This is a genomic window from Neoasaia chiangmaiensis, assembly GCF_002005465.1.
In the GTDB taxonomy this organism is placed as follows: domain Bacteria; phylum Pseudomonadota; class Alphaproteobacteria; order Acetobacterales; family Acetobacteraceae; genus Neoasaia; species Neoasaia chiangmaiensis.
This window is the reverse complement of sequence record NZ_CP014691.1, coordinates 630,662-656,321: the sequence shown is the minus strand read 5'-3', so window position 1 is coordinate 656,321 and position 25,660 is coordinate 630,662. Positions and strand designations below refer to the sequence as shown.

18 protein-coding genes are annotated in these 25,660 nt (G+C 60.6%); 12 read left to right on the top strand and 6 right to left on the bottom strand.

Features of this window, described 5'->3' with window-relative positions; all coding sequences use genetic code 11:
• The first annotated feature begins 337 nt into the window (after positions 1–337).
• Positions 338–1,318 (top strand): lipid A deacylase LpxR family protein, encoded by a 981-nt coding sequence (locus tag A0U93_RS03160; RefSeq protein ID WP_245825060.1) that lies wholly within the window; start codon positions 338–340, stop codon positions 1,316–1,318.
• A gap of 51 nt (positions 1,319–1,369) precedes the next feature.
• Here the strand turns inward: A0U93_RS03160 and A0U93_RS03155 are convergent, their stop codons facing one another.
• Positions 1,370–3,094, bottom strand: a complete 1,725-nt coding sequence (locus A0U93_RS03155) for a putative bifunctional diguanylate cyclase/phosphodiesterase (protein WP_077806064.1) — start codon at positions 3,092–3,094, stop codon at positions 1,370–1,372.
• A gap of 142 nt (positions 3,095–3,236) precedes the next feature.
• Positions 3,237–5,351, bottom strand: coding sequence for an ATP-dependent DNA helicase RecG (gene recG / locus A0U93_RS03150; protein WP_077806063.1), 2,115 nt, complete (start codon positions 5,349–5,351; stop codon positions 3,237–3,239).
• Positions 5,352–5,515: 164 nt separating this feature from the next.
• On the opposite strand from recG, the gene mfd reads away from it, so the two are divergent.
• Together mfd and A0U93_RS03140 are read left to right on the top strand one after the other, a co-directional pair.
• Positions 5,516–8,977 (top strand): transcription-repair coupling factor, encoded by a 3,462-nt coding sequence (mfd, locus tag A0U93_RS03145; RefSeq protein ID WP_077806062.1) that lies wholly within the window; start codon positions 5,516–5,518, stop codon positions 8,975–8,977.
• Positions 8,978–9,038: 61 nt separating this feature from the next.
• Positions 9,039–9,836: an SDR family NAD(P)-dependent oxidoreductase gene (locus A0U93_RS03140; RefSeq protein WP_408887658.1), complete on the top strand. Its 798-nt coding sequence runs from the start codon at positions 9,039–9,041 to the stop codon at positions 9,834–9,836.
• Positions 9,837–9,852: 16 nt separating this feature from the next.
• Here A0U93_RS03140 and A0U93_RS03135 read toward each other — a convergent pair whose 3' ends face one another.
• Genes A0U93_RS03135 through A0U93_RS03125 form a run of 3 tightly spaced genes read right to left on the bottom strand, consistent with a single transcriptional unit; the run spans position 9,853 to position 13,255 of the window.
• Positions 9,853–10,773 (bottom strand): hypothetical protein, encoded by a 921-nt coding sequence (locus A0U93_RS03135; protein ID WP_147150922.1) that lies wholly within the window; start codon positions 10,771–10,773, stop codon positions 9,853–9,855.
• A 44-nt stretch (positions 10,774–10,817) separates the two neighbouring features.
• The gene (locus A0U93_RS03130; RefSeq protein ID WP_245825058.1) at positions 10,818–11,795 is read right to left on the bottom strand and encodes an alpha-E domain-containing protein; all 978 of its coding nucleotides are present in this window, start codon (positions 11,793–11,795) and stop codon (positions 10,818–10,820) included.
• On the bottom strand, positions 11,792–13,255 hold the full coding sequence (locus tag A0U93_RS03125) for a circularly permuted type 2 ATP-grasp protein (RefSeq protein WP_077806059.1): 1,464 nt from the start codon (positions 13,253–13,255) through the stop codon (positions 11,792–11,794). Before A0U93_RS03125 ends, A0U93_RS03130 begins: the two co-directional genes overlap by 4 nt.
• Positions 13,256–13,422: 167 nt before the next feature.
• Between A0U93_RS03125 and A0U93_RS03120 the strand changes: the two genes are divergently transcribed.
• Together A0U93_RS03120 and A0U93_RS03115 are read left to right on the top strand one after the other, a co-directional pair.
• On the top strand, positions 13,423–14,241 hold the full coding sequence (locus A0U93_RS03120; protein WP_077806058.1) for a DUF1217 domain-containing protein: 819 nt from the start codon (positions 13,423–13,425) through the stop codon (positions 14,239–14,241).
• A gap of 42 nt (positions 14,242–14,283) precedes the next feature.
• Positions 14,284–15,702, top strand: coding sequence for a pyridoxal phosphate-dependent decarboxylase family protein (locus tag A0U93_RS03115; protein ID WP_077806057.1), 1,419 nt, complete (start codon positions 14,284–14,286; stop codon positions 15,700–15,702).
• A gap of 3 nt (positions 15,703–15,705) precedes the next feature.
• Here A0U93_RS03115 and A0U93_RS03110 read toward each other — a convergent pair whose 3' ends face one another.
• On the bottom strand, positions 15,706–18,384 hold the full coding sequence (locus A0U93_RS03110; RefSeq protein ID WP_174807253.1) for a phosphoenolpyruvate carboxylase: 2,679 nt from the start codon (positions 18,382–18,384) through the stop codon (positions 15,706–15,708).
• Positions 18,385–18,629: 245 nt separating this feature from the next.
• Between A0U93_RS03110 and A0U93_RS03105 the strand changes: the two genes are divergently transcribed.
• The 7 genes from A0U93_RS03105 to A0U93_RS03075 all read left to right on the top strand — a co-directional run bounded on the left by A0U93_RS03105 (position 18,630) and on the right by A0U93_RS03075 (position 25,648).
• On the top strand, positions 18,630–19,943 hold the full coding sequence (locus A0U93_RS03105) for a DUF445 domain-containing protein (protein ID WP_077806055.1): 1,314 nt from the start codon (positions 18,630–18,632) through the stop codon (positions 19,941–19,943).
• Positions 19,944–20,032: 89 nt separating this feature from the next.
• Entirely contained in the window at positions 20,033–20,536 is a 504-nt protein-coding gene (locus A0U93_RS03100) for an SUF system Fe-S cluster assembly regulator (protein WP_077806054.1), read from the top strand.
• Positions 20,537–22,024: a Fe-S cluster assembly protein SufB gene (gene sufB / locus A0U93_RS03095; RefSeq protein WP_077806053.1), complete on the top strand. Its 1,488-nt coding sequence runs from the start codon at positions 20,537–20,539 to the stop codon at positions 22,022–22,024.
• An 11-nt stretch (positions 22,025–22,035) separates the two neighbouring features.
• Positions 22,036–22,806 (top strand): Fe-S cluster assembly ATPase SufC, encoded by a 771-nt coding sequence (sufC, locus tag A0U93_RS03090; RefSeq protein WP_077806052.1) that lies wholly within the window; start codon positions 22,036–22,038, stop codon positions 22,804–22,806.
• Positions 22,803–24,023, top strand: coding sequence for a Fe-S cluster assembly protein SufD (sufD, locus tag A0U93_RS03085; protein ID WP_077806051.1), 1,221 nt, complete (start codon positions 22,803–22,805; stop codon positions 24,021–24,023). Before sufC ends, sufD begins: the two co-directional genes overlap by 4 nt.
• The gene (locus tag A0U93_RS03080; protein WP_077806050.1) at positions 24,023–25,258 is read left to right on the top strand and encodes an aminotransferase class V-fold PLP-dependent enzyme; all 1,236 of its coding nucleotides are present in this window, start codon (positions 24,023–24,025) and stop codon (positions 25,256–25,258) included. The genes sufD and A0U93_RS03080 overlap by 1 nt, the downstream gene beginning before the upstream one ends.
• A 27-nt stretch (positions 25,259–25,285) precedes the next feature.
• Positions 25,286–25,648: an SUF system Fe-S cluster assembly protein gene (locus A0U93_RS03075; RefSeq protein ID WP_077806049.1), complete on the top strand. Its 363-nt coding sequence runs from the start codon at positions 25,286–25,288 to the stop codon at positions 25,646–25,648.
• Positions 25,649–25,660: the final 12 nt, after the last annotated feature.

Here is a 25,660-nt window from a genome sequence, read left to right as displayed (position 1 = left end):
TTTCCAGAGACCGCACGTGGCATAAGTCGAAACGACAAGGAGAGAACCGGCTCGCTTTAAAAACGGGACAGCAGACCTCGCTCGATTTCTCAGCGACTTTAACATGCTTATTCTCGGCGCTGCCACATGAAAACGCGTTTTCGGCCGATGAAAGATGACGATTTGATGTGTCCTGTACGCGCCACCTCGACATCAAACCCTTTTCAACCGTCGAAAAGTCCGCTTCGCGAGCGTTGTTTTTTGTCTGGCCGTGACATACACACGAGCGGACATTGCAAAGTCATGGGGGAGATGGGCATTGCGGTTCGAGGAAGTGTGGCGTCGGACGGTTTGCCCGTTGTCTTTCGTGGCGTTGGCCGGAGTCGCTGCCGGTTCGGCAAATGCCACGCCGTTGCAGGACCCCTATGGGACATGGACCGTGCAGGGTGAGAACGATGCGGTCTCGACCCTGAAAGGCACGTCCGACCAATATTATACGTCCGGCTTGCGTGTTGGCTGGACATCGGGGACGGATAATCTCCCCAAGCCGTTTCACGATCTTAACCAGTTCCTTCTGGGGCAGGGCGTGCAACGTGTCAGTCTCGATGTGCAGCAGTCCATCTTCACGCCGCATGCGACACAGGCGGTGAATCCGCCTGCCGGCGATCACCCTTATGCGGGTGTTCTGCTCGGGACGGTCAATTTCATCAACGATACCGATCTGTCACGCAGCGTTGCGGGTATTCAGTTCGGTGTCCTGGGTCCGGGTGGCCTCGGTCGTCAGGTGCAGAACGGCTTTCACAATCTCATCAGCGATACGCCCAACAAGGGCTGGGCTCATCAGATTGGCAACCAGCCGGTCTTTCAGGTTCAGGCCGGGCGTATCTGGCGTCTTCCGATCGTCAATTTCCATGGGTTCGGTATGGATGTACTGCCTGCCGTGTCCGGCGCGGCGGGCGATTATCGTACCTATGGCGATGTCGCGGGCACGATTCGCATCGGACAGGGGCTGAAGAGCGATTTTGGTAACGCGACAGTTGGACCCGGCCTGGATGGGACGGACGCGTTCACGCCCGTCCAGCCGTTCGACTGGTATTTCTATGGCGGCGTCGAGGGGCAGGCCGTTGCCTATGATGCGACGCTTCAGGGCAACACGTTGCGAAACAACTCGCCCCACGTCAGCAAGACGTGGGATGTCGGCGAAATTCATGCCGGCCTGGCGGTGATGTGGCATGGCGTTCGGCTGTCGTACAGCCAGAACTGGCAGACCGCAGAATTCAAGACGTCCCGTTCCGGGCTGTTCAACTACGGTTCGCTCAAGCTGTCTGTGAAGTTTTGAAGTGGCAGTGAGCACCATCGGGAGCGAAACCCGCTCCCGATGGTGCTCATGTCATTCCGCCATGGCTGTCAGACCATGGGCATCAGCATATTCGGCGACAGGCTCTCCCAACAGGTATCCCTGAATTTCCTCACAGCCATAGGCATCCAGGAATGCCAACTGGTGTTCGGTTTCGACGCCCTTTGCGCAACACGTGACCCCAAGGGTCAATGCCAGCTGCAATATGCTGCGCAGAATATCGTCGACGCGTGAGTCGTCACCCAATCGTCGCACAAATGCCCGATCCAGCTTGATCTGGTCGACCGGGAAAGTTCCGAGTCGTTCAAGAGACGAGTAACCCGCGCCGAAATCGTCCAGTGCAACGCGTACGCCGAGCGCGCGCAGTCGAGATAATTCGCGATGCGCCAGGGTGCGGGGGCCGAATGGGCGGCGCTCGGAGAGTTCGATCTGGAGGCGATCCGGTGACAGGCCGGTCTCTTTCAGGACCGATGCCACGAGGTTTGCCAGACGCTCGTTGACCAGCCACACCGGCGAGATATTGACGCACAGGCGCAGCGGACTGGACCAGCGCTGCGCCGCCAGGCAGGCGTTGCGCAGGCTCCAGGCGTCCAGTTGTTCGATGATGCCGGCTTCTTCCGCGCAACGGATGAAGAGATCAGGAGAAATGGTGCCATGTCCTGGCCTGTTCCACCGAAGCAACGCTTCCAACGCGACGACGCGCTGGGAGCCTGCTTCGATGATGGGCATCCAGTTGAGCGAAAGGCATTCGTTCGTGATGGCCTGAACCAGATCCTGTTCCAGGCTGGACGCATCCCGGAAGCGCGTCAGAAGCTCCTGATTCGCCCTTCGGTTGTGGCCGCCACCATTGCGACTGACTTCGGCAAGCGCGGCACGCGCGCCAGCAGTCAGGTCTTCGGCCTGATCGCCATCCTGTGGGAACATCGCCCAGCCGATCGAGATCGACAGACCCAGCGGACCCGTGCCCAGCGTAACCGGATCCTGGGTTTTCTGCTGTATGGCGTTCACGAGCGAGCGTGTATTGACAAGGCTGGTGTTGAGCGGGGTCGCAACACCGACGCTTCCCCCGCCGAAATAGCTCAGATATGCATTTTCAGGCAGAACGCTCTCGATGCGCTCGATCATCTCATCGATGATGATGTCGGCCGTGTCCCAACCCTGACGTTCGTTGATCTGCGCAAGATGATCCAGCTCGACGCGTATGACGCCAAAATTTCCGACCCGTGTCTCGCGAGCGGCCCTGCTGACCAAATTCTGGATATGGCCGCCGAAAGCCGTGCGGTTTGGCAATCTGCTCCGGCGCGCGTTCATCGTACGGCGATCACTGCTTAGTGTCGTCTCGCGGAGAAGTGGGCGCATGCATGCCGCCAGGTCGGTGAGGGGAGCAAGGTAGGCGATATCGAGCGGATCGCTTGGTGGCGAAGCGACGAGGAGAAATTCCATCGTCTGGGTTTCGGCGTGGCCGATCGTCGCGATCTGGACGCCCGCCAGCGACCATGCCGCATCGCTGCTGTCGCTAGGGAAAACCACGGGTGTCGTCGCTTCGGCCAGTAGCCGAAGAAGGTGGGGTTTCAATACGTTGGCAGGGGCGGTCCCGACGTGGCTGGTTTCATGAAATGCGCCGTCAGGCATGAGCGATACGAGCGCGGCGAACGGACAGCTCATGAGTTGCGTCGTCAGACGAAGCACTGCCTGGCGGGCCGTATGGGTATCGTTTAGGGCATTGGGCACACTCAACGCTACAGATACGTTTTTCATACCGACTCCGGAAACTCTTTATTTTTTCTTCTTATAGGGCGCATTTGGAATACACGGAAACAAAGCCGTATAACGAAATTTTTACGCTTTCTGATCATTACTATATCATGTATTTTTTGTAATAATCTCTCTCTCCCGAGTGTTATCCTGAAAGAAGTATGCGGTCCGGCCGGTCCCGATCGAAAATTGACAGAAGCAGGCGTAGTGCCGGGCCACGCCCATCCTTGAGGATGGGGTCGCGTTGGAGCACTCGTTCGCTGTCCTGCCACGCAATCGTCAGCAGCCTGTCGCTGTTGACGCCCGCGGCGAGGCGGAAGCCCGGCAGGCCGGATTGACGACTGCCGGCAAGATCGCCGCCACCGCGCGTCCGAAAATCCTCGTCTGCGATGCGAAAGCCGTCCTCCGTCTCCCGCAAAAGGGCCAGGCGTGATTTGGCATTGCCACTGGCGTTGTCGTCGAACAGCAGCAGGCAGAACGATCGCGCCTGTCCACGACCGACTCGACCGCGCAACTGATGGAGCTGCGCCAGGCCGAAGCGTTCCGCGTGCTCGATGACCATGATGGCGGCATTGGGGACGTCGACACCGACTTCAATGACGGTGGTTGCGACGAGGAGGCTGGTCTCGTGGTCGCGGAATGCATCGAGCGCGGCCTGACGTATCTGGATGTCCTGTCGGCCATGCGCGAGGCCGATCCGGGCGTCCAGACGTTTTGACAGAAAGGCCCAGCGGGCTTCGGCGGCGGCTACGTCCAGCGCTTCGCTTTCCTCGACCAGAGGACAGACCCAGAATACCTGCGTGCCCCTGGACAGTGCGCGTTCGATGCCGGCGACGACGTCCTCAAGTGTGGAAAGGCCGTGCATCGACGTGGCGATCGGCAGCCGGCCCGGTGGCTTCTCATCGAGGCGGCTGACCTGCAACTCACCCCATTGCGTCAGGAGCAGGGTGCGCGGGATAGGGGTGGCCGTCATGACCAGGACGTTGCTCGCATGGCCCTTGTTGGCCAGTTTCATGCGTTGTGCGACGCCGAAGCGGTGTTGTTCGTCAATGACCGCAAGGCCGAGATCGTGGAAAACGACCTTGTCCTGAAACAAGGCATGTGTGCCGATGATGATCGAAGCGGTTCCGTCCGCGATCCGGGCGAGAATGTCACGACGGGCCTTGCCCTTGACGTTCCCGGACAGAAAGACGCAGGGCACAGGCGACAATGCGGCGACGACGGCATAATGCTGGCGGGCCAGGATTTCCGTCGGGGCCATGAAGGCGGCCTGAGCCCCAGCCTCGACGGTTTGCAGAAGCGCCAGAACCGCCACCAGCGTCTTGCCGGCGCCGACATCGCCTTGCAGCAGTCGCATCATGGGGCGTGGGGCTGCGAGATCGGCGGCGATCTCCCCTGCCGCGCGTGCTTGCGCGCCGGTCATGCTGTAACCGAAGCGTCTGAGCGCTTCCTGTCGCAAGGTGTTGTTGCCGATCAGGGCCCGGCCCGGACGCGCCCTGGCGTGCAGGCGGGCAATACCCATGCACAGCTGGTCCGCGAGGAGTTCGTCACACGACAGGCGGGCACGCGCGCGTTCGGCGCGTGCGCTCCAGTGCTCGGCGTCATCGCGAGACGGGTTGTGCAACAAACGAAGAGCAGTCGTGAAATCGGGCCACTGACGTTTGGCCAGCAAGGCCGGATCCTGCCATTCGGGTAGGGGGGGCAGAAGCGCAAGGGCGCCATGCACGGCGCGACGCATGGCGGAGGGGAAAAGTCCTGCCGTCAGGGGCCAAACGGGGTCGAGCACCGGGATCTCGTCGCGGCGGTCGGCTGCGACCATATGGTCCGGATGCGGCATGGTGAGCCGCGAACCGTAGCGTTCCAGTTTGCCGGATATGGCCAGTCTGTCGCCGATCCGTATATGTCGGATGAACTGGGCATGAAAAAATACCAGATCGATGTCGTCCGTGCCGTCATGCGCGTGGATGCGGAACGGCTGGCGTGGCCGTTGCGGTCGATCGATCCCCGTTACTTCCACGCGGGTCGTGAGAACGCCGCCCGGCGGAACCATGCGGCGTGCTTCGGCAAGCGTGCAGTCGGTTCGCCGATCGATCATGTTTTCCGGCAGGGTGAACAGAAGGTCGATGATCCGGTTGCCGCCGGTCACCTTCTGTAGCAGCACTGCCTGCCTGGTGCCGATACCCGGCAGCGCCGTGAGAGGTGTGGATAGCGTATGCAGGATGCGCTCGAAGATTGGCGGTTCGGTTGGCGTCTCCGTCATGGGATCGAATTCCAGATGGTTGGGTACAACCGAAGCATGATGGGCTGACAGGACATCGTCCCGACGCTATAGGACAAGCCCGTCATGGAACAAAACGAAACCATCGCGTGGGGTGCGGTATATTCGACGTTGTCCACCCTGCGCCATGACCGCCGGAATCGCGAATGAACGACGCAACCTCCTGGCCGACCATCTGGGGCGTGCCGGAAGCTTACACCGCTTTCCTGCTGCGCCATCGGCTCGGCGAACATGCAGGGCCGCTCCTGCATATCGCGCGGGATGACGCCGCCGTCGCGGCTCTGGCGGAATTGCTTGGCTATACCGCGCCGGAAGTCGAGGTGCTGCGGTTCCCCGCGTGGGATTGTCTTCCCTACGATCGGGTTTCGCCCAATCCGTCGATCACCGCCGAGCGGGCCGGGACGCTGACACGCCTGCTGGAGCCTTCCAGCACCCGGCGTATCGTCCTGACCACCGTTCATGCGCTTATCCAGCGGGTGCCGCCGCGAAAGGCGTTCGAAGGGCAATCCCTCAGCATTCGCGCCGGCGAATCGCTCGATCAGGGCATGTTGATCGATCTGTTGATCGCAAGTGGTTACACGCGCACCGATACGGTAATGGAAGCGGGCGAGTTCGCGACGCGTGGCGGGATTTTCGATCTGTATCCCGCAGCGGAAAGCGAACCGGTCCGGCTCGATCTCTTCGGTGACGAGGTCGAGAACATCCGGCGTTTCGATGTTGGTTCGCAGCGCTCGACCGGCTCGCTTTCGCAATTCGATCTGCGGCCGGTTTCGGAATACGCGTTGGGTCCGGACAGCATCAGCCGGTTTCGCAGTGGCTGGCGCGATCTGTTCGGCCCGGCGGCTGCCTCGGACACGATTTACGAGAATGTGTCCGATGGTCGGCGCTATCCGGGACTGGATCATTATCTGCCTCTGTTCCACGACGGCACGGACACGCTGATCGATTACATGCCGGATGCCGCCGTCAGCGCGGACCATCAGGTGCCGGATATTTTCGCGGCGCGGCTGGAGATGATCGCGGACCACTACGAGGCACGGCGGGCACCGGTGCGCGAGGGCGAAATGCCGTATCGGCCCCTGCCGCCGCATCGGCTGTATCTCGATCGCGATGGTTGGGATGCGATGCTGTCGCGGGTGCCGCGTGCGATGCTGAGCCCGTTCGCCAAGCCTGATCTGACGGAGGGATTCGATGCGGGTGGTCGTCCAGGGCCGCTCTTCGCACGTGGCAAGGATGGCGACCGGGAGGGCGTATTCGAGGCTTTCGCGATGCAGGTGGCGAATTGGGCGAAAGCGAAGCGACGCACCTATGTCACGGCATGGACACGTGGTTCTCGCGAGCGGATTGCCGCACTGCTGCGCGAACACGACATTGCCAGCGAGATGCATGAAAGCTGGAGCACGGCTGCTGGAATCGCGCCGGGTGTGGTCGGGCTGCTGACCCTTGGCCTGGAGCGCGGCTTTGTCGGCGACCGGTTTGCCCTGGTGTCGGAACAGGATCTGCTTGGCGAGCGTATTTCCCGGCCGCCTCGGCGCAAGCGCCGTGCGGAGCAGTTCATTACCGAGGCCTCCGAAATTGCCGAAGGCGATCTTGTTGTTCATGCCGATTACGGCATCGGCCGTTATGAGGGACTGGAGACCGTCAGCGACGGCGTGGCACCGCATGATTGCCTCCGCCTTCTGTATGACGGTGCGCAGAAGCTTTTCCTGCCGGTCGAGAACATCGAACTGCTGAGCCGCTTCGGTTCGGATCAGGGCGGTGTCGCACTCGACAAGCTGGGCGGGCAGGCGTGGCAGGCGCGCAAGGCCAAGATGAAGTCCCGTATCCGGGACATGGCGGCCGAACTGATTCGCACAGCGGCGGGCCGCGCCCTGAAGGATGCCCCGACCCTCGCACCGGCGGAGGGGTTGTGGGACGAGTTCTGTGCCCGCTTCCCGTTCGTGGAAACGGACGATCAGTCCCGGGCTATCGCGGACGTGCTGGAGGATATGAGTTCCGGTCGACCGATGGACCGGCTTGTTTGCGGCGATGTCGGGTTCGGAAAGACGGAGGTGGCGTTGCGTGCCGCGTTCGTGGCGGCTCTGTCGGGCGTGCAGGTGGCTGTCGTGGTGCCGACGACGCTGCTTGCCCGGCAGCATTTCCGCAGTTTCTCGACGCGTTTCGAAGGTTTCCCTGTCCGGGTGGCCCAGTTGTCACGTCTCGTGACGGCGAAGGAAGCGACGGAGGTCCGGCGAGGTCTGGCGGACGGGACGATCGATATCGTCGTCGGCACGCATGCCCTGCTGGCCAGGAATGTGGCGCTGGGTAATCTGGGTCTCCTCATCATCGATGAGGAGCAGCATTTCGGCGTTGGGCACAAGGAGCGACTGAAATCGCTGCGGGAGGACGTGCATGTGCTGACGCTCTCCGCCACGCCACTGCCGCGTACGCTTCAGCTTTCGCTTTCCGGCGTCCGGGAGATGAGCCTGATTGCGACGCCGCCGACCGATCGGCTTGCGGTGCGCACCTTCATCACGCCATTCGACAGCGTGATGATTCGCGAAGCCATCCAGCGGGAGCGTTTTCGTGGCGGGCAGGTGTTCTGCGTCGTGCCGCGCATCGACGATATGGACCGGATGGCCGAACGTCTGCGCGATATCGTGCCGGATGCGAAGACGGTGCAGGCGCATGGACGGCTGACCCCCTCGGAACTCGAACGGGTCATGACCGAGTTTTCGGACGGCAAGTTCGATGTCCTGCTGTCCACCAATATCGTGGAGAGCGGGCTGGACATGCCGGCCGTCAACACGTTGATTATCCACCGTGCCGATATGTTCGGCCTGGGGCAGCTCTACCAGTTGCGCGGTCGCGTCGGGCGCGGCAAGCAACGCGGTTATGCCTATCTGACGTGGCCGCAGACTCATCGTCTCTCACCGGCATCCGAAAAGCGGCTGGAGATCATGCAGACGCTGGATACACTGGGTGCGGGCTTTACGTTGGCGTCGCACGATCTCGACCTTCGCGGTGCAGGCAACCTTTTGGGCGACGAGCAGTCGGGTCATATCAAGGAGGTGGGCATCGAGCTTTACCAGCAGATGCTCGAGGATGCGGTTGCCGATCTGCGCGCGGAAAAAGGCCGCCGTCGCGCAGAAGACGAGAACTGGACGCCGAACATCGTGCTGGGCTTGCCGGTGCTGATACCGGATGCCTATGTGCCGGATCTGCCGGTGCGGCTCGGGCTGTATCGGCGTATCGCCGGGCTGAACGGTGAGGCGGAAGTCGACGCCATGCGGGCGGAACTGGTCGATCGTTTCGGCAGTTTGCCGCCCGAGGTCGAGAACCTGCTGGACGTGGTCGTAATCAAGCGTCTCTGCCGGATTGCCGGTGTGGATCGGCTGGAGGCCGGGCCGAAGGGCATGGTCATCCAGTTCCGCAACCGTGCTTTCAGGAACCCTGGCGGATTGCTGTCGTGGGTGGAGCGTCATCGAGATCAGGGCGTGAAACTGCGACCCGATCACAAGCTGGCGGTCGTGCGCGAAATGACGAACGCGCAGCGAATCACCATGGCGCGCAAGGTCATGGGCGCGATGAAGAAGCTGGTGGACAAGGTCGAGAAAGTGGACGCTTGAAGCGGTTCATCCATTCGCTATGTTCCAAGGAAGTCGAACATGGCGAATGGGAGAAATGGTTATGTTGTTACTGGATCTGACAGGTCGCACGGCGTTGGTCACGGGATCGACCGCCGGCATTGGTCTTGCCATTGCCAAACGGCTGGCGGAAGCCGGCGCGCATGTGATCGTCAATGGCCGCACGCAGGCGCGAACCGACGAGGCGGTCAAAACGATTGCGGACTTGTTGCCGGATGCCACGGTGAGTGGATTTGCGGCGGATTTCGCAAAGCCGGAAAGCCTTGAGGCCGTGAGCGCGGCTTTTCCGCAGATCGATGTTCTTGTGAACAATCTGGGCATTTTCACGCAGGCCTCTTTCGAGGAAACACCAGACTCGGAATGGCAGCGATTTTTCGACGTCAATGTCATGAGCGGTGTGCGTCTGACCCGTCATTATCTGGGCGGCATGGTCGACAGGCAGTGGGGGCGCGTCGTGTTCATCGCGAGTGAATCCGCCTTCAACATACCGCCGGACATGATCCACTATGGTTTCACCAAGGCGGCGCAGGTGGCGATCGCGCGTGGGATTGCCGAATCCGTGCCGGGGTCGGGCGTTACCGTGAACAGTGTCCTGCCGGGACCGACACGAACGGAGGGCGTTCTGGCCATGTTCGATGAGGCTGCCAAGCAGACCGGAAGGCCGGCGGAAGAAATCGCTGCCGAATTCATCCCGCAGCATCGACCGGCATCCATCATCCAGCGTCTGATTGAGCCGGAAGAGGTGGCGAACATGGTGGCGTATGTCTGCTCGCCACTGGCATCGGCGACAACTGGCGCGGCCTTGCGGGTTGAGGGCGGCCTGTTGCGCAATCCGGGCTAGATCGGGCGGACGGAACTTAGGGAAGGGGCAATGGCAACGGCACGTTGTTGACCGTCACGGTGCCGTTGCCCAGGGCGACATCCCAGGAAAGCCGGTTGCCATCCCTGTGTCCCATGAACTGGGCCATGGCCAGTGCTGTCGTCACGCCAGCAGAACTGTTGGCGCGAACGGCATTGAGCAGATCGCCGATATTGGTGATCTCCAGATGCATCTGGCTCGTGCTGGTTCGCCAGTCGGCGCCGGGCTGCACGAATCCGTGACCATCGACGTTGCTCGCACCGAAGACGGCATGGAGATTATTGATCGTTGCAGTCTCGCCCTGGCGAACCGTCATTGTCTGCCCCTCTGAACCGTCGTTATCCGTGAGCGCGCGGGGTGGCACGCTGATATCGGCGGCAAAGCTTTGCGGCGCAAGTTTTCCGCTCGCCTCTGCGATGCCCGAGACACTGAGTTGAACGCGGATTTGTGCGGACCGCGCGCCTGTGTCAGGCAGGAAGCGTATATGCGCGGTCCGAGCGGTATAGGAGCGGTCGGCCTTCATGAGCCTGACGTTATGCCATGTCAGTTCCGGTTGCGCGCCTTCCCGGATGCGTCGGGCGATGTCCTCGGCTGCCTGATGCGCTTGGGGCGTATCGCAGGCTGGCGTCGTCTTGCCATATAGTGCCAGCAGGGCGCCAAGAGCTGCGATATCGTTCGCGTGTTTCAGCTGGGATGTATCCAATCGGTGCGCGGCATCATTGAGGCTGGCCTGATCGATCCTGATCTGGGCTGCCGTATTGCCCAGTTGCGCGCGGTAGCCCGACTGGCTGAGGTCGTTGCCGACGTTCTGTTCGTATTGGGCGCGGCTGGCCATACATGCAGCGGGTAGGGTCGGCGCCGCTTCGGCAACACCGGAGAAAGCCAGAAGCACCGTGATACCGGGAGCGATATATTTCATGGGATGAAGCATGGCGCGAGAAGCGCGCCTAGGCAATCCGGTTCCTATGGTTGGGGCCAGAAGGCTTCGGCGATATGATTGTAGATGTCTGCAAGCTCACTCTGAACGCCGTCCAGAAATTCGTGCAGGCCGCCGATGATGATCTCGTTCACGCTGAGCCCCTGAAGAAGCGCCTGAAGGTGCTCGACCCGTTCCAGGATCGGTGCTGTGCCACGCAGATTGTAGTCACTGCGCAGGAGATGGACCGCATAGTGCGCTTGCCGTAACGAGGTGGAGAGCGAACGCGGGAATCCGTTGTTCTGTAGCAGGAAACCAACCACGATGGCCGGTGAGAGGTCGTTGGGACAGAGACGCCGAAAGGCGTGATAGGCGGCAGCGGAGCGCAGGACCGCCGTCCACTGGCTCAAATCGATTTCCGACCCCACGGCGTCAATCGTCGGGAGGAGGGCTTGATATTTGATGTCGATGAGGCGTGTGATCTGGTCGGCACGCTCGATATGCTTGCCGATCTGGTGGAACAGCCATGCCTGATCGCGAAACAGCGTGCCTTCCGTGATTCCTGCGTGGGTCTGACATTCCTGCTTGATGCGGGCGCAAAGCATCGAAAGACGGTTGCCGGCAATGTCGGCTGGCGTCAGACGGCGGATCGTATCGGTGAAAATGTTGAGCTGCGTCCACATCTCGGTCGAAATCAGCGGGCGCAGGGCGCGGGCGTTTTCGCGTGCGGCATGGGCCATGCTGACGATCGAATTGGGATTTTCAGGATCAAGCACATAGAAGGCAATGACTTCCGCGCCACTGATTCCGTCATGATGTGCGAAATAGGGGGCGGCATCGGCATTGATATCGATGATGCATTGCCAGCCGTTCACGGCGGTTCTCAAGCGCACGAAGGTCTCGTTCACGTCGATGAGACGCGCCAGATTCTCGATGCGCTCGATATATCGTGCCAGCCAAAGCATGCTTTCCGCGTAACGGGAAAGAAGCGGTGCGTAGAAAATGTTGCTTTCCGTATCGCTCATGAGCCCATCACCCATGTGTCCTTGGAGCCACCACCCTGGGAAGAATTCACGACAAGGGAACCGGCCTTGATCGCCACACGGGACAAGGCGCCCGGCAATGTCCAGGACGTCTGGCCCGTGAGGGTGAACGGACGCAGGTCGACATGCCGCGCTTCGACGCGGTCACCGCAGAGCGTGGGTGTCGTTGATAGTTTCAGGACCGGTTGGCTGATATAGTTGGCTGGATTGGCCCGAAGCTTGACGCGAAAAGCATCGCGCTCGGCGGGTGTTGCGTGCGGCCCGATAATCATGCCGTATCCGCCGGATTCGCCCACAGGTTTCACCACGAGTTCCGCAATGTGGTCGAGAGTATAAGCCAGATCGTCGGGTTCGGCGCAGATGCGTGTTTCGACGTTATCCAGAATGGGTTCCTCGCCCAGATAATAGCGGATCATGCGCGGCACATATGCATAGATGGCCTTGTCGTCGGCCACGCCTGTGCCAATCGCGTTGGCCAGGGTCACATTGCCGGCAAGGTAGGCGCGCATCAGGCCGGGTACGCCGAGCATGCTGTCCGGCAGGAATGTCTCCGGGTCGAGAAACGCATCGTCGATACGGCGGTAGATGGTGTGAACCGGCTTGAGGCCGGCGATGGTGCGCATGAAGACCCGGTCGTTCTGAACGACCAGATCCCGGCCTTCCACGAGAGGCGCACCGATTTCCCGGGCCAGAAAGACGTGCTCGAAATAGGCGGAATTGTAGGCACCGGGAGACAGGAGCACGATCTGCGGATCCATGATGCCGACCGGTGCCACGTCGAGAAGTGTCTGGCGTAGTCGCAGACCGTATTCCTCGACAGGCACCACGTCCAGATCCGCGATGAGATCGGGCATGCAGCGGCGCATCATGTGGCGGTTCTCGATGACGTAGCTGACGCCGGAAGGCGTGCGTGCGTTGTCTTCGAGCACCAGGAAGCGGCCTGTCTCGTCCCGGACGACGTCCGTACCACAGATATGGACATATGTGCCGCACGGCGGATCGAACCCCTGCATCTCCTTGCGGAAATTGGGGTTGGTCAGGACCAGTTCGCGTGGGATCAGGCCGTCCGCCAGAATGCGCTGGTCGTGGTAGATATCCCACAGAAAGCGGTTCAGCGCCGTGACGCGTTGTCGAATGCCGCGTTCGAGCTTCTCCCATTCCTGCCGGACGATGAGTCGGGGGATGAGATCGAAGGGGAGAATGCGATCAATCGAGGAGCGCTCCGTATAAACGGTGAAGGTGATGCCGAGATTATAGAGTTCGACCTCGGCGGCACGCGCACGTTCGTTCAGGAGGGCGGGGGTCATCATCGCGAGGCGCTGGCGGACGGTGTTGATGGCTTCGTCATCCAGACCGCCGTTGTTCATCAATTCGCAGAAAAAACGATCTGTTTTGTAGGTGGCGAACAGATCGGGTCGTTCGGGATTTGAGGCAGGTGCCATGAACGAACCTCCGCGGCGCAACTGATCTTTTTACAAGACATTATGAATTGGAAACGAATTGTGGCGCATGTCGAAGGAGTGCGTCAATCCGGTTCTGCAAGGCTTAACGCCGTGTTAAGGACTTGGATGCACATTGACGCTCCGCGAACGTTCGAGGACCGTTTCACATGTCGTCCAGCCTCTCGGTAATGCCGGCCATTCCGCAATACCTGACCATCGTTCGGAACGAGGCCGCGTCGGTTTCGCGCTACGAACAGACCGTGCCCGCGGATCAGCACGAGGTGGCGGCATTTCGGGCGACTGCACCGACGATCGACTCCGCGAAGGCGCTCCTTGCCAATTACAAGGCGCTGAAAGTGGTTCTTGGCGCGAATGGACTGTCCTCGCTTATGGGGCAGACGGCTGTTGTGCGCGATCTTCTGACCCAGGATCCGGATGCGCCGACATCGTTGGCACGCAAGTCCGGCAACGCGAAATGGCTCAGCTTTGCCAAGAGTTTCGCGAGCTGGTCGCCGTCACCGTTGGGGTCCGCGGAGGCGATTGCCCAGATTTCGCAGAAATATATGACGAATCAGTTCGAGACGGCCAAGCAGGCCGAAACGCCCGGCGTCGGCAATGCTCTTTATTTTACCCGTACGATGTCGAACGTCAGCAGCGTCAGCCAGATCATGGCCGATCCGAAGCTCCTGAATGTTGTTGAAACGGTGTCCGGGTTCGACTCTACTCAATTCGGCGCTCTGGACTACGATGAGCAGGTTCGTCTTCTCACGCCGAAAATCAACATGAAGGATTTCAGCAGTCCGGCCGGCATCCAGCGGTATGCGCAGCGTTATCTCGCCATGTTGCAGGTCAATCCCCAACCCACGAGTACACCGGCGACCACATTATCCCTGTACGGCGCCAGCGGCGGGTCGGCTGGCATCCTGTCCTTGTTCGGACAATCGGGCGGCGCGTCTTCGGCCTCGTTGTTCTCGATGTTGACCTGACGCATTATCCCCGCCGACATCGCAGGAGGGGATTTCACAGCCATGGCGGGACTTGATCCGGAGGACTTTTCAGCCCTGCGATCGTTAGGGCACCGGATGCTCGACGATATCTTCGATCGTCTGGAGCATTTGGGAGAAGGGCCGGTCTGGCGACCGATGCCGCCTGCGATACGTGCTTCTTTTCAGGCGGATTTGCCGAGAACCGGCACGGATGCCGAGAACATCTATACCGTCTTCCAACGCGATATCGCGCCCTATAGCAACGGCAATCCCCATCCTGGGTTCATGGGGTGGGTGCAAGGGGCGGGCACGCCGATCGGTGTGCTGGCGGAATTATTGGCAGCAGGTCTGAACGACAATTGCGGTGGCCGCGACCATGCTGCGATTGAAGTCGAGCGACAGGTCATTCGCTGGACGGCCGAGATCATGAGCCTCCCGACCGACGCCTCCGGTTGCCTCGTCACCGGATCGTCTCTTGCGAATTTCATTTCCGTTATCGTTGCGAGCCGACACCATGCAATGACTTACCGGCATGAGGGGGTGGGGGCGTCGGGTCTGGTTGGCTATGCTGCCCGAACGGCGCACGGGTGTCTGCCCCGCGCGTTTGATCTGGCGGGCTTCGGGAGCGATTCCCTGCGTCTGATCGACGTCGACGCGGATCATCGAATACGGCTGGATCTTCTGGCGCGGCGTGTTTCGGAAGATCGGGCGGCTGGAAAGACACCTTTCATGATCGTCGGCACGGCAGGGACAGTCGACTGCGGTGCGATCGACGACCTTGCGGCCTTGGCCTCCTTCGCGGCTGATGAGGGGCTGTGGTTTCATGTGGATGGTGCGTTCGGCGCTCTGGCATGCCTCTCGCCGCGATATCGTTCCCTCCTGAATGGCATCGAGCGTGCAGATAGTCTGGCTGTGGATTTCCACAAATGGGGGCAGGTGCCTTATGACGCGGGCTGCGTCATGGTGCGCGACGCACGGCTTCACGCACAGGCATTCGCGCAGACCCTGCATTACCTTCAGCGTGCAGATCGCGGACTTGCGGGAAACGCGCCATGGTTCTGCGATTTCGGACCCGATCTTTCACGGGGATTCCGCGCGCTGAAAGTCTGGATGACGCTTTCTCATTACGGTGCGGACCGCATGGGCGAGATGATCGAGAACGCGTGCGCTGTTGCCGCCTATCTGGCGCAACGGGTCGACGATGATGAACGGCTTGAGCGCCTGGCGCCTGTCGCGCTCAATATCGTCTGCTTCGGTATTCGCGGCCTGAGCGACCACGATGTGGGTGAGTTGGTGAAAGACTTGCAGGAAAGCGGTATTGCCGCGCCGTCCACGACCCGGATTTCAGGACGGCTGGCGGTTCGCGCCGCAATCGTCAATCATCGCACGACATGCGGGACAATCGATCGCATGCTCGATGCACTGCTGGCGTTGCGAGAGCGATACCTCGCAACGCCTTGAATCTCAGCCGAACGCGCCGTTGGCATGCATGATCGCCACGCCGACTTCGCGTAGCAAGGCAAACAGACGCGCCATCGGCTCGAAGACTTCCTCATGTTCCCGCCGGAAGCCATGATCCTCCCGTGGGCCGGTCGGCTCGAAGAAATCGAGGTCGTCGATGGCATCGCCGCCCAGCGGGAAAATCGTCTTGAGGTGGGAAAGTGCGTTCTCGATCTCCAGCCGCAGGATCATCGTCGTCAGCGCCTCGCGCGAGACGTTGTTTCGAGGGCTGAAATACGGAATTCGGGTGGAAAGCAGCCATATGCGCTCGATGATCGCGATACGAATGGCATGCAGCAACCGCTCATCCGATTGCATCTGGGGGGCGTCGCGCCAGACCATGCGCAACATGAGATGATCTGCCTGGATGCGGCGGAACATGGCTGGCAGGCTGACCCAGAACTCCAGGCCTTCGAGCCCGTTCGACAGGTCCATGAAGCGGCGCCGTGTCTCGTCGTCCGATGAAGCCGCCGCCCGATCCAGCCACGTACCGGGGTCGAGCAGGCGCACGGTGCTGTGCAGGACGTCGAGATCGGAATGCGCCAGAGCCTGGCGTGCGAAATCCATGGCAAGTCCGAAGCGTTTGCTTCGGGCGGCGTAGAAATCGAAATCTTCCGCATGCCGTGTCGCGGCGTCACCCAAGCCCTGAAGGACATTGGCCCACCAGCCGAGTTGCTGGAGAATTGCGTTATTGGGAATTGCACGAAGTTGGTTCGGGTGCGTGATGCGCACCACGGTGACGCCGTCTCCCTGCCGTGCCGAGGGACGCGAGCCCGATTTATCGATCAGGGCTGGACCGAACGCGCCGAGCAGCCCGGCATAGCCGGGGTCCGCGACCAGCGCGCTCATGGACAGGGCGATGGTCGAGAAGAAATCGGAGGAGAAATCGGGCTGATCGTAGATCGGATCAGGTTCCGAAGCATCCAGGTCGCGCTGCGTGTGTTCCGCAATGGTGGCGATCGTCGCCAGCGCCAGATTGGGTGTCCCGAACAGGGTATAGCCATCGCCGCCCTGGAAGGCGGTCTCCTCCCGGACATGAACGCCGGCGGCGGCGAATTGCGCGCTCGTGTGTTCGGGGGAAAAATAGTTCATCCGCTTGGCAAGGCTAAACGGATGCGCCCCGCGACCGATGCTCTCGCCATGGGTATCGAAGAGAATGACCTCGATGTCCTGCATCTTGTGACGTTTGAGCAGGGAGAGGGTGCGCAATCTGAGGCGTTCGACAAGGTTGGTCGCCGCAAGCTGGCCGATATAGCGGCCCGAATCCGAGTAGCCGAACTGCAGGCAGAGCTTTCCGTTGGCACGGAGATACTGTCGCCAGTGCTCCGAGCGGAAAGCTTCCTCAAGGATGGTTTCACCATGCTCCAGCGCGCTTTGCGTCTCGAAGAGCGGCGATATCTGAATCTGTCGATCCTCGATGCCCAGAAGCCTGGCGAGCCAGAGCGTGGCGAGGAGGGTGAAGCCGCTTTCCGTCTCGGCGATGAGAAAGCGGACCGGCGTTCCGGCATCGATATGCTTGACCATCTGCGCCATGGTCATCATCAGGCGCGCGGCGGATGACTGCTCGATCATCAGGGCGCCGAAATCGACGGCAACGGGCGTCAGATTATCCAGTGCCTCGTTGATCTGGGAGAGCACGACGCGCCGGCGGGATGGAATGGCCGGATCGTCCTCGATACCGAGACGTTGCCGGGCCACATTGTAGATTTGCACCGCGTTCAGCCGTGTATGGACGTGTGCGACACTCAGGCCGTGCGCGAGGAAGCCGGCACGAGCCGTGAGGAGATCGATGCGCTGGGCATGATCGGTTTCCGCGATCGCTTCCTCGAATAACGGAAGAAGTTCCGTGGCATCGCTGATCGCCGCCGTCCGATCGGCGATCATGGCCTTCGCGAAGGCAACGACGCGCGATATGTCGTGATGATGCTGATCGGGGCACGCGTCTTCCTGCCGCGATACTGCTTCGATGGCACGCGTGAGGCGCGTCAGAAGTGACGAATCGGGTCGCAGGATGGGCGACAGCTGGGTATGCAGGCGCTCGAACTGGAGGCGCTTCAGCGACAGGCGAATGCGCAGCGTATCCCACCAGGTGATGTCGCTACGGCCATCGGTATCGAAGCCGACCCACGTGGAGAGCACGATCGGACTGGGCGAAAGCAGCGTATCGGGCCAGCGATTTGTCGCATGGCGCAGGATGGCGGTCGTATAGATGTCCAGCGCATCGCGCCCACGAAGGATGGCGGCAAGGGCCAACGTCTGTTCATGCGCAAGCGTGGGCGGCCCGGAGCGACGGTGCGTGGCCCGTGACGGGATCGGTTTTTGCGGGTCGTCGGCGATTTCTTCCAGAAGACGATAGACACGGTCCGCAAGGGCAAATGTCGGATGTGCCGTGAAAACGGCGGCGAATTGCGGTTTCGAAAGTGCCTGTGCGAGCGAGACGACATCGGGTTGCCGTTCAACAACGGTGCGTGCCGCGGCCTCCAGCTTCTCGCGCGGTGATATGTCGTCGTCCAGCGCGAGATATCGGCGCAGATGCAGGGCGCGATCGCGCAGTTTCCTGTCGCGCAATTCTCTGACGATATGTTCGAGATCAGCCGGGGAGAGGGTTTTTTCGCCAAGCATGTCGGCGATCTGGGCGCACATCGCCTGAATGGGATCGCCAAATTGACGTTCCGAGGTCGCGCGCTGTTCCAGCCGCTGTATCTCGGCGATCAGCGATGTCGTGTTCTCATTGTGAGCGGCGATTGACTCGGGCAAAACAACCTCGTCATGAAAGCGTCGGTAACAAGTGGTTTATCGCGAGTATCTTTCATGTTCGCCATTCTCGCGCAATGGCGGACTGTCGCTTCGGGGCGACAGGGGCACGCCGGGATGCTATCGCGTCAGACATGATCCGTTCCAGTTTTCTTTCAGCGCCCGCTCAGTCTGATCCGGATGCCGAACGTCTTGCGGCCTTTCGTGCGGCGCGGCGTCTGGCCAGCGGATTGCTGCTGGGAATGACGGGTGGTCTGGCTGTCACCACGGCGCTGCCGGCATGGCACTGGGTGGCGGACACGACGGCTTTACAGATTCTGCGCTCGGGTGCCCGTGCCGGGGTGGTCGGCGGAATTGCCGACTGGTTTGCCGTGACGGCATTGTTCCGGCGTCCGTGGGGATTGCCGATTCCGCATACGGCGATCCTGCCTCAGCAAAAGGATCGTCTCGGCGAGGCGTTGGGGCGGTTCGTGGCGACGCAGTTCTTCACGGAAGCGGATGTGACGCGCGCGCTTGAAAAGGTCGATCTGCCGCGCGTGATTGCGGATACGCTGCGCGATGAGAACAACATGCAGGCGCTCGCCCGCACGCTGAGGTTGACGATCCCGGGACTTATCGACCAGCTGGAGGACGGTCGCGCCGTTTCGGCGCTGGAACGTGCATTGCCGGTATTGCTCCAGGGGGAGGACACGGCGCGGTTGGCCGCGCGCTCACTGAGAGCGCTGGTCGATAGCGAACTGCATCAGGAAGTCCTCTCGTTTCTGTTGGCGAAGGTAAAGTCCGCACTTCAGAAGCGTGAACCGATATTGCGCGAGTTCATCGAAGCGCGGGTGCGCGAACAGGGTGGCCGGGTGCTCGGCTGGGCGATCGGCGCATCGGTTGCGGGTCGGGTGCTCTCGGCGCTCAACATGGAACTGGAACGCGTGGACCCGCGGGATTCCAGCCTGCGTGAAGGCTTTACGGTCTGGGTTCGCAAGGAGATCGATCGCATTGAATACGAACCGGCGCGGCGGGCGCAATTCGTCGGGGCCGTGAGCAGCGTTTTCGCGCATGACAGCCTGCGCGCCTGGAGCAGCGAGTTGTGGGTTCGGCTGCGTAACATGATGCAGGAGGATCTCGCACGCGATGAGGGCTGGAGTGCCGCGGTCATCAATGCTGGTATCGAGCATCTTGTCGACGAAATGGCCAGCGACGGCGCTTTGCGCAATCGTATCGCGCAAGGTGCGGCACTTGCGGCACGCCGGGTCCTGCCGACATTGCGCGATAAGCTGTCGCACTATATCGCGTCCGTCGTTACCCGCTGGGATGAGGCCGAAATGGCTGAGCGGCTGGAGCAGCGGGTCGGGCGCGATCTGCAATATATCCGGATCAACGGCACGTTGGTCGGTTTCCTGGCCGGTGCGGCACTCGATGTCATATCTCGGCTGTTTTTCGGGGTTATGCCTTGACGTGGAAGCCTGCGGCGCGCATTTGATGCTCAATCAGGACTGCATCGGTCTGCTATCGATGTCGATCGGGTCTATTCAAGGGGAGCGCGATGCTCAGGCTATCGAAGCTGGCCGATTATGCGACGGTTCTGCTGGTGCAGTTGGGGCAGCATGATGCTGTCGTGACGGCAACGGCATTATCGGCGGAGACGGGTGTTCCGGAGCCGACCGTTGCCAAGCTGCTGAAGGGGCTGGCGTCGGACGGTCTGGTCGTCTCCCATCGCGGCGCGCGGGGCGGTTATCGGTTGGGCAGGGCTCTGTCGGAAATCTCTGTCGCGACGGTCATTCACTCTGTGGACGGTCCGATCGCCATTACGGCCTGCGTCGATGGTAATGCCTGCGAAGCGCGCTCCTTGTGCAATCTGTCGGGTCACTGGGATATGGTGAATGACGCAATTCGTAACACGCTGCTGTCGATCTCGTTGGCTGAAATGGCCCGTGCGCCTGAGCGCAACGCTTTTTTGAATTTACCGCCGTCGGCTCAGCCGGCGGATGGTCCCGTATCCGCGCGTTCCTATGCCGATGCGACTGCCTGGTCCGAAAAGGAGGTTTAGATGCCCGCTGTCACTGAAACTCGCGAGGCTGTCGAAAACCTCGGTGAATCCACGTATAAATGGGGCTTCGAAACCGATATCGAGATGGATATCGCGCCGAAGGGCCTCAATGAAGATACGATACGCCTGATCTCCGCCCGCAAGGAGGAGCCGGAATGGATGCTTGCATGGCGGCTGAAGGCTTTCCATGCGTGGCGCAAGATGGTCGAGCCGACCTGGCAGAAGCCGCACTATCCGCCTATCGACTATCAGGATGCGCATTATTTTGCCGAGCCGAAGCGCAAGCCCGGCCCGAAGAGTCTGGACGAGGTCGATCCCGAACTGCTCAGGACCTACGAGAAGCTCGGCATCCCGCTGCATGAGCAGGCCATTCTCGCCGGCGTCGAGACGCCGGAGGGCGAGAGCCGCATGCCGGTCGCCGTGGATGCGGTTTTCGATAGCGTTTCGGTTGTCACGACGTTTCGCAAGACGCTTGCCGAGGCGGGGGTCATCTTCTGTCCGATTTCCGATGCGATCCGCGAACATCCCGAACTGGTTCAGGCCTATCTGGGTAGTGTCGTGCCGGCGGGTGACAACTTCTTCGCGGCACTGAATTCTGCTGTATTCACTGACGGATCTTTCGTGTTCGTGCCGAAAGGCGTCCGGTGCCCGATGGAGCTTTCGACCTATTTCCGCATCAATGCGCGAAATACGGGACAGTTCGAGCGCACGCTGATCATCTGCGAGGATGGTGCCTCCGTTTCGTATCTCGAGGGCTGCACCGCGCCCATGCGCGATGAAAATCAGCTGCATGCGGCAGTCGTGGAACTGGTTGCCATGGATGATGCCAGCATCAAGTATTCTACGGTGCAGAACTGGTATCCCGGCGATGAGAACGGTCGTGGCGGGATCTATAATTTCGTGACGAAACGCGGCGCCTGCCGCGGGCGTAACGCGAAAATTTCCTGGACGCAGGTCGAAACGGGTTCGGCAATCACGTGGAAGTATCCGTCGTGCATCCTGGCGGGGGAGGGTTCGGTTGGCGAGTTCTACTCCGTGGCGGTGACGAACAATCATCAGCAGGCCGATACCGGCACCAAGATGATCCATCTGGCGCCCAATACGCGTTCGACGATCATCGCGAAGACGATCTCCGCCGGACAGTCGGACAGCACCTACCGCGGACTTGTCCGCATGATGCCGAAAGCGCGTGGCGCACGAAACTTCACGCAGTGCGACAGCTTGCTGATCGGTGATCGGTGTGGGGCGCACACCGTTCCGTATATTGAAAACCGGAACATGACGGCGCGTGTCGAGCACGAGGCGACGACGTCGAAGATTTCCGAGGATCAGCTTTTCTATTGCCGCTCGCGCGGTCTGTCGGAAGAGGATGCCGTTGGTCTGATCGTCAACGGTTTTTGTAAGGATGTTCTCAAGGAACTGCCTATGGAATTCGCGGTCGAAGCACAGAAACTGCTTCAGATCAGCCTAGAAGGCAGTGTTGGTTAAGGGGCCGGATAATGACTGATTTTCTTAAAATTTCCGGCCTTTGTGCGCGGATTGACGACAATGGAACGCCTAAGGACATTCTGCGCGGTGTCGATCTCGCCGTACCGAAAGGGGAGGTCCATGCGATCATGGGGCCGAACGGCTCCGGCAAATCGACGTTGTCCTATGTCCTGTCGGGTCGCGAGGACTACGAGGTGACGGCAGGGTCGGCAACCTTGCGGGATGCAGATCTGCTGGCCATGGAGCCGGACGAGCGCGCTGCCGCCGGTTTGTTCCTCGCATTCCAGGCACCGGTTGAGTTGCCGGGCGTGAACAATGCGAATTTCCTGCGTACAGCCGTTAATGCGGTTCGGCGTGCGCGTGGCGAGGCGGAGCTGGATGCTGTCGGCTTCCTGAAGGCGGTGCGGGCGGAAACGAAGCGCCTGCACATGTCCGACGACATGCTCAAGCGGAACGTCAATGTCGGTTTCTCGGGCGGTGAAAAGAAGCGAAACGAAGTGCTGCAGATGCGGATGCTGCAGCCGTCGCTGGCGATTCTCGACGAGACGGATAGCGGTCTTGATATCGATGCGCTGCGCGTCGTCGCCGATGGGGTGAACAGCTTGCGCAGTCCGGAGTTCTCGGCGTTGATCATTACGCATCATCAGCGCTTGCTGGATTATATCCAGCCGGACCGTGTGCATGTCATGGCCAAGGGCAGGATTATCCACAGTGGAGGGCCTGAAGTCGCTCGTCAGCTCGAAGCGCAGGGCTACACGCAATATCTTGAGGCCGCCGCATGAATGCCGTGACGAAGTCCGAGGCGGCACCATCAGCGGCATTGGCATCGTTCATTGCCCGCGCCAGCGACCGTGCCGATTTTTTGCGGTGCGCCGGGTTGCCGTCGCGGCGTCAGGAGGCATGGCGTTACACGTCCCTACAAGCGCTCGACAGGGTCGCATTTGCCGATGCGCCGGTGATTGACGAGGCGCGTGCGCGTGATTTGCTGACTGAATTGGCCGCCGACTGCGATGGTCCGTGTGTCGTATTCATCAATGGGCGCCTCTCGGCAGCGAATTCGACTTTCCCCCAAGATGTCGAACTCAAGGCGACGGTTGCGCCGATGTTGCAGGAGCATCCCCTTGCAATTCTGAATGCGGCGTTGCGCCAGGACGGGGTTCATCTGCATGTGCCGGAAGGCGTTGATGCCGGCGAAGTTCGCCTCATCAGCATCAACGATGGCGCTGCGCCGTTCTCGACGCATCCGCACCATGTCGTCAGTCTGGCACCCGGTGCGCGGCTGACATTGCGCGACGTACATGTCGGTAAGGGTCATTATCTAAGCAATCCGTTTTTCGAATTCGATGTGGCGAAGAACGCGACGTTGACGCATGTGAAGCTGCAACAGGAAAGTGACGATGCCACGCATCTTGCACTGGTTGCGGCGCAGGTGGCCGAGCATGCTACCTATGACAGCTTCACGCTGACGCTTGGAGCAAAGCTTGCCCGACATGAAGTCCATGCCGATTTGCATGGCCCGCATGCTGCGGCTCATGCGAACGTGGCGCAGCTTCTGGGCGAGGATCGCCATGCCGATCTGACGTCCGTAATCACGCATGCCGCACCGGATTGCGACTCACGCCAGACCGTGAAGAATGTGATTACTGACGCTGCGCATGCGGTGTTCCAGGGTAAGATTTTCGTTGACCGGGTTGCCCAGAAGACAGACGGCTACCAGATGAACCAGGCGCTGCTGCTGTCTGAAAAGGCGCAGATCGACAGTAAGCCGGAACTGGAAATCTATGCTGACGATGTCAAATGCAGCCATGGTGCGACGGTCGGCGCGCTGGATGACGAGCAGCTGTTCTATCTGCGCTCACGAGGTATCGAACTGCCGCAAGCGCGCTCGATGCTTGTCGGTGCGTTTTTGCAGGATGCCGTTGATCTCGTAACGGATGAGAGCCTGCGCGCGTGGCTGGATGGGCGGATCGCGCGGTGGTGGGAAAGGCGTGTTTCCTGATGGATGTTGCAACGCCAGCCTTTGAAACACAGATCATTCGGAAGCAATTTCCGATTCTGCGTGAGAGCGTACATGGAAAGCCGTTCGTTTTCCTCGATAGTGCCGCTTCCGCGCAGAAACCCGATTGTGTGATCGATGCGATGGCCGACACGATGCGGCATCAATACGCCAATATCCATCGTGGCCTTCACTGGATGAGCGAGCGCACGACGGAGGCCTATGAGGCATCCCGTGCGCAGGTTGCGCGCTTTCTGGGGGTTGGCGACCGCAGAGAAATCGTCTTCGTCCGTAACAGCACTGAAGCCATCAATCTGGTTGCGCACAGCTTTGGCGACCTGTTGCAGCCGGGGCAGGCGGTGTTGATCTCGGAGATGGAACACCACGCCAATATCGTGCCGTGGCAGATGTTGCGGGACCGGCGCGGTATCGAACTGCGTGTAGCCCCGATAACAGACGCGGGCGATATCGACATGGCGCGCTACGAAGCGCTGCTGGCTGATGGCAAGGTCGGGCTCGTCGCCATCACCCATATGTCCAATGTCCTGGGGACCGTGACGCCAGCGCCGATCCTGGCGGAGATCGCGCATCGTCACGGGGCGCGCATCCTGTTGGACGGTTCGCAGTCGGCCGTTCACAGTCCGATTGACCTCGCCACGCTGGGTGCCGATTTCTTCGTCTGCACAGGACACAAACTCTACGGCCCTACCGGAATCGGTGTGTTGTGGGCGCGTCGGGAGCTTCTCGAAGCCATGTCGCCGTTCCTGGGAGGGGGCGATATGATCGAAACGGTTAGCTTCGAGCGCTCCACCTGGGCGTCGATTCCACAGAAGTTCGAAGCGGGCACGCCCGCGATTATCGAGGCAATCGGACTGGGTGCGGCACTTTCGTTCATGGAAGCAATCGGCATGGATGCTATTGCCGCGCATGAAGCCAGCTTGACCCAATATGCGCTGGATGTGCTCGATGATCTGGATTTCGTGCAGATCATCGGTGCTCCGGCGCGTCGGGGCGGTGTGATCTCCTTCATATGTGACGGAGCCCACCCCCATGATCTGGCGACGTTGCTGGATCAGCAGGGAATAGCCGTGCGTGCCGGACAGCATTGTGCCGAGCCTTTGTTGCGTCGTCTTGGGCTGACAGCGACCACCCGGGCAAGTTTCGGCATCTACACGACCACGCAGGATATCGATGCGCTGGCCCAAGGGCTGAAGCGTGCCAGAACACTGCTGATTTAAGGACTGCGCTTGTCGGACGATAACGCCATGACCAACTCATCGATCAGGAGTCTGACGATGCGCGATGAACAGGAAAAGCCGCAGGGCGCACCGGACGAGGACGCTGTGATCGGTGCGATCGCATCCGTCTACGATCCGGAGATTCCGGTTAACATCTACGAACTGGGTCTCATCTACGCCATTGATCTGCACGAGGATGGTCGTGTTGGCGTGGAGATGACGCTGACGGCACCGAACTGCCCAAGTGCGCAGGAGCTGCCTGAGCAGGTACGGGACGCCATCGCGAAGCTGGACGGGGTTAGTGACGTGAAGGTCGATATCGTCTGGGATCCGCCATGGGATATGAGCCGCATGAGTGATGATGCGCGTCTTGCGCTGAACATGTTCTGACCTGAGGAGCTA

Coding starts and splice junctions, on each gene's coding strand:
- A0U93_RS03100 (WP_077806054.1), top strand. CDS start 20,033: ATGCTCAGGCTATCGAAGCTGGCCGATTATGCGACGGTTCTGCTGGTG.
- sufB (WP_077806053.1), top strand. CDS start 20,537: ATGCCCGCTGTCACTGAAACTCGCGAGGCTGTCGAAAACCTCGGTGAA.
- A0U93_RS03110 (WP_174807253.1), bottom strand. CDS start 18,384: ATGTGCGCCCAGATCGCCGACATGCTTGGCGAAAAAACCCTCTCCCCG.
- A0U93_RS03080 (WP_077806050.1), top strand. CDS start 24,023: ATGGATGTTGCAACGCCAGCCTTTGAAACACAGATCATTCGGAAGCAA.
- A0U93_RS03140 (WP_408887658.1), top strand. CDS start 9,039: ATGTTGTTACTGGATCTGACAGGTCGCACGGCGTTGGTCACGGGATCG.
- sufC (WP_077806052.1), top strand. CDS start 22,036: ATGACTGATTTTCTTAAAATTTCCGGCCTTTGTGCGCGGATTGACGAC.
- sufD (WP_077806051.1), top strand. CDS start 22,803: ATGAATGCCGTGACGAAGTCCGAGGCGGCACCATCAGCGGCATTGGCA.
- recG (WP_077806063.1), bottom strand. CDS start 5,351: ATGACGGAGACGCCAACCGAACCGCCAATCTTCGAGCGCATCCTGCAT.
- A0U93_RS03135 (WP_147150922.1), bottom strand. CDS start 10,773: ATGAAATATATCGCTCCCGGTATCACGGTGCTTCTGGCTTTCTCCGGT.
- A0U93_RS03125 (WP_077806059.1), bottom strand. CDS start 13,255: ATGGCACCTGCCTCAAATCCCGAACGACCCGATCTGTTCGCCACCTAC.
- A0U93_RS03115 (WP_077806057.1), top strand. CDS start 14,284: ATGGCGGGACTTGATCCGGAGGACTTTTCAGCCCTGCGATCGTTAGGG.
- A0U93_RS03120 (WP_077806058.1), top strand. CDS start 13,423: ATGTCGTCCAGCCTCTCGGTAATGCCGGCCATTCCGCAATACCTGACC.
- mfd (WP_077806062.1), top strand. CDS start 5,516: ATGAACGACGCAACCTCCTGGCCGACCATCTGGGGCGTGCCGGAAGCT.
- A0U93_RS03155 (WP_077806064.1), bottom strand. CDS start 3,094: ATGAAAAACGTATCTGTAGCGTTGAGTGTGCCCAATGCCCTAAACGAT.
- A0U93_RS03130 (WP_245825058.1), bottom strand. CDS start 11,795: ATGAGCGATACGGAAAGCAACATTTTCTACGCACCGCTTCTTTCCCGT.
- A0U93_RS03075 (WP_077806049.1), top strand. CDS start 25,286: ATGACCAACTCATCGATCAGGAGTCTGACGATGCGCGATGAACAGGAA.
- A0U93_RS03105 (WP_077806055.1), top strand. CDS start 18,630: ATGATCCGTTCCAGTTTTCTTTCAGCGCCCGCTCAGTCTGATCCGGAT.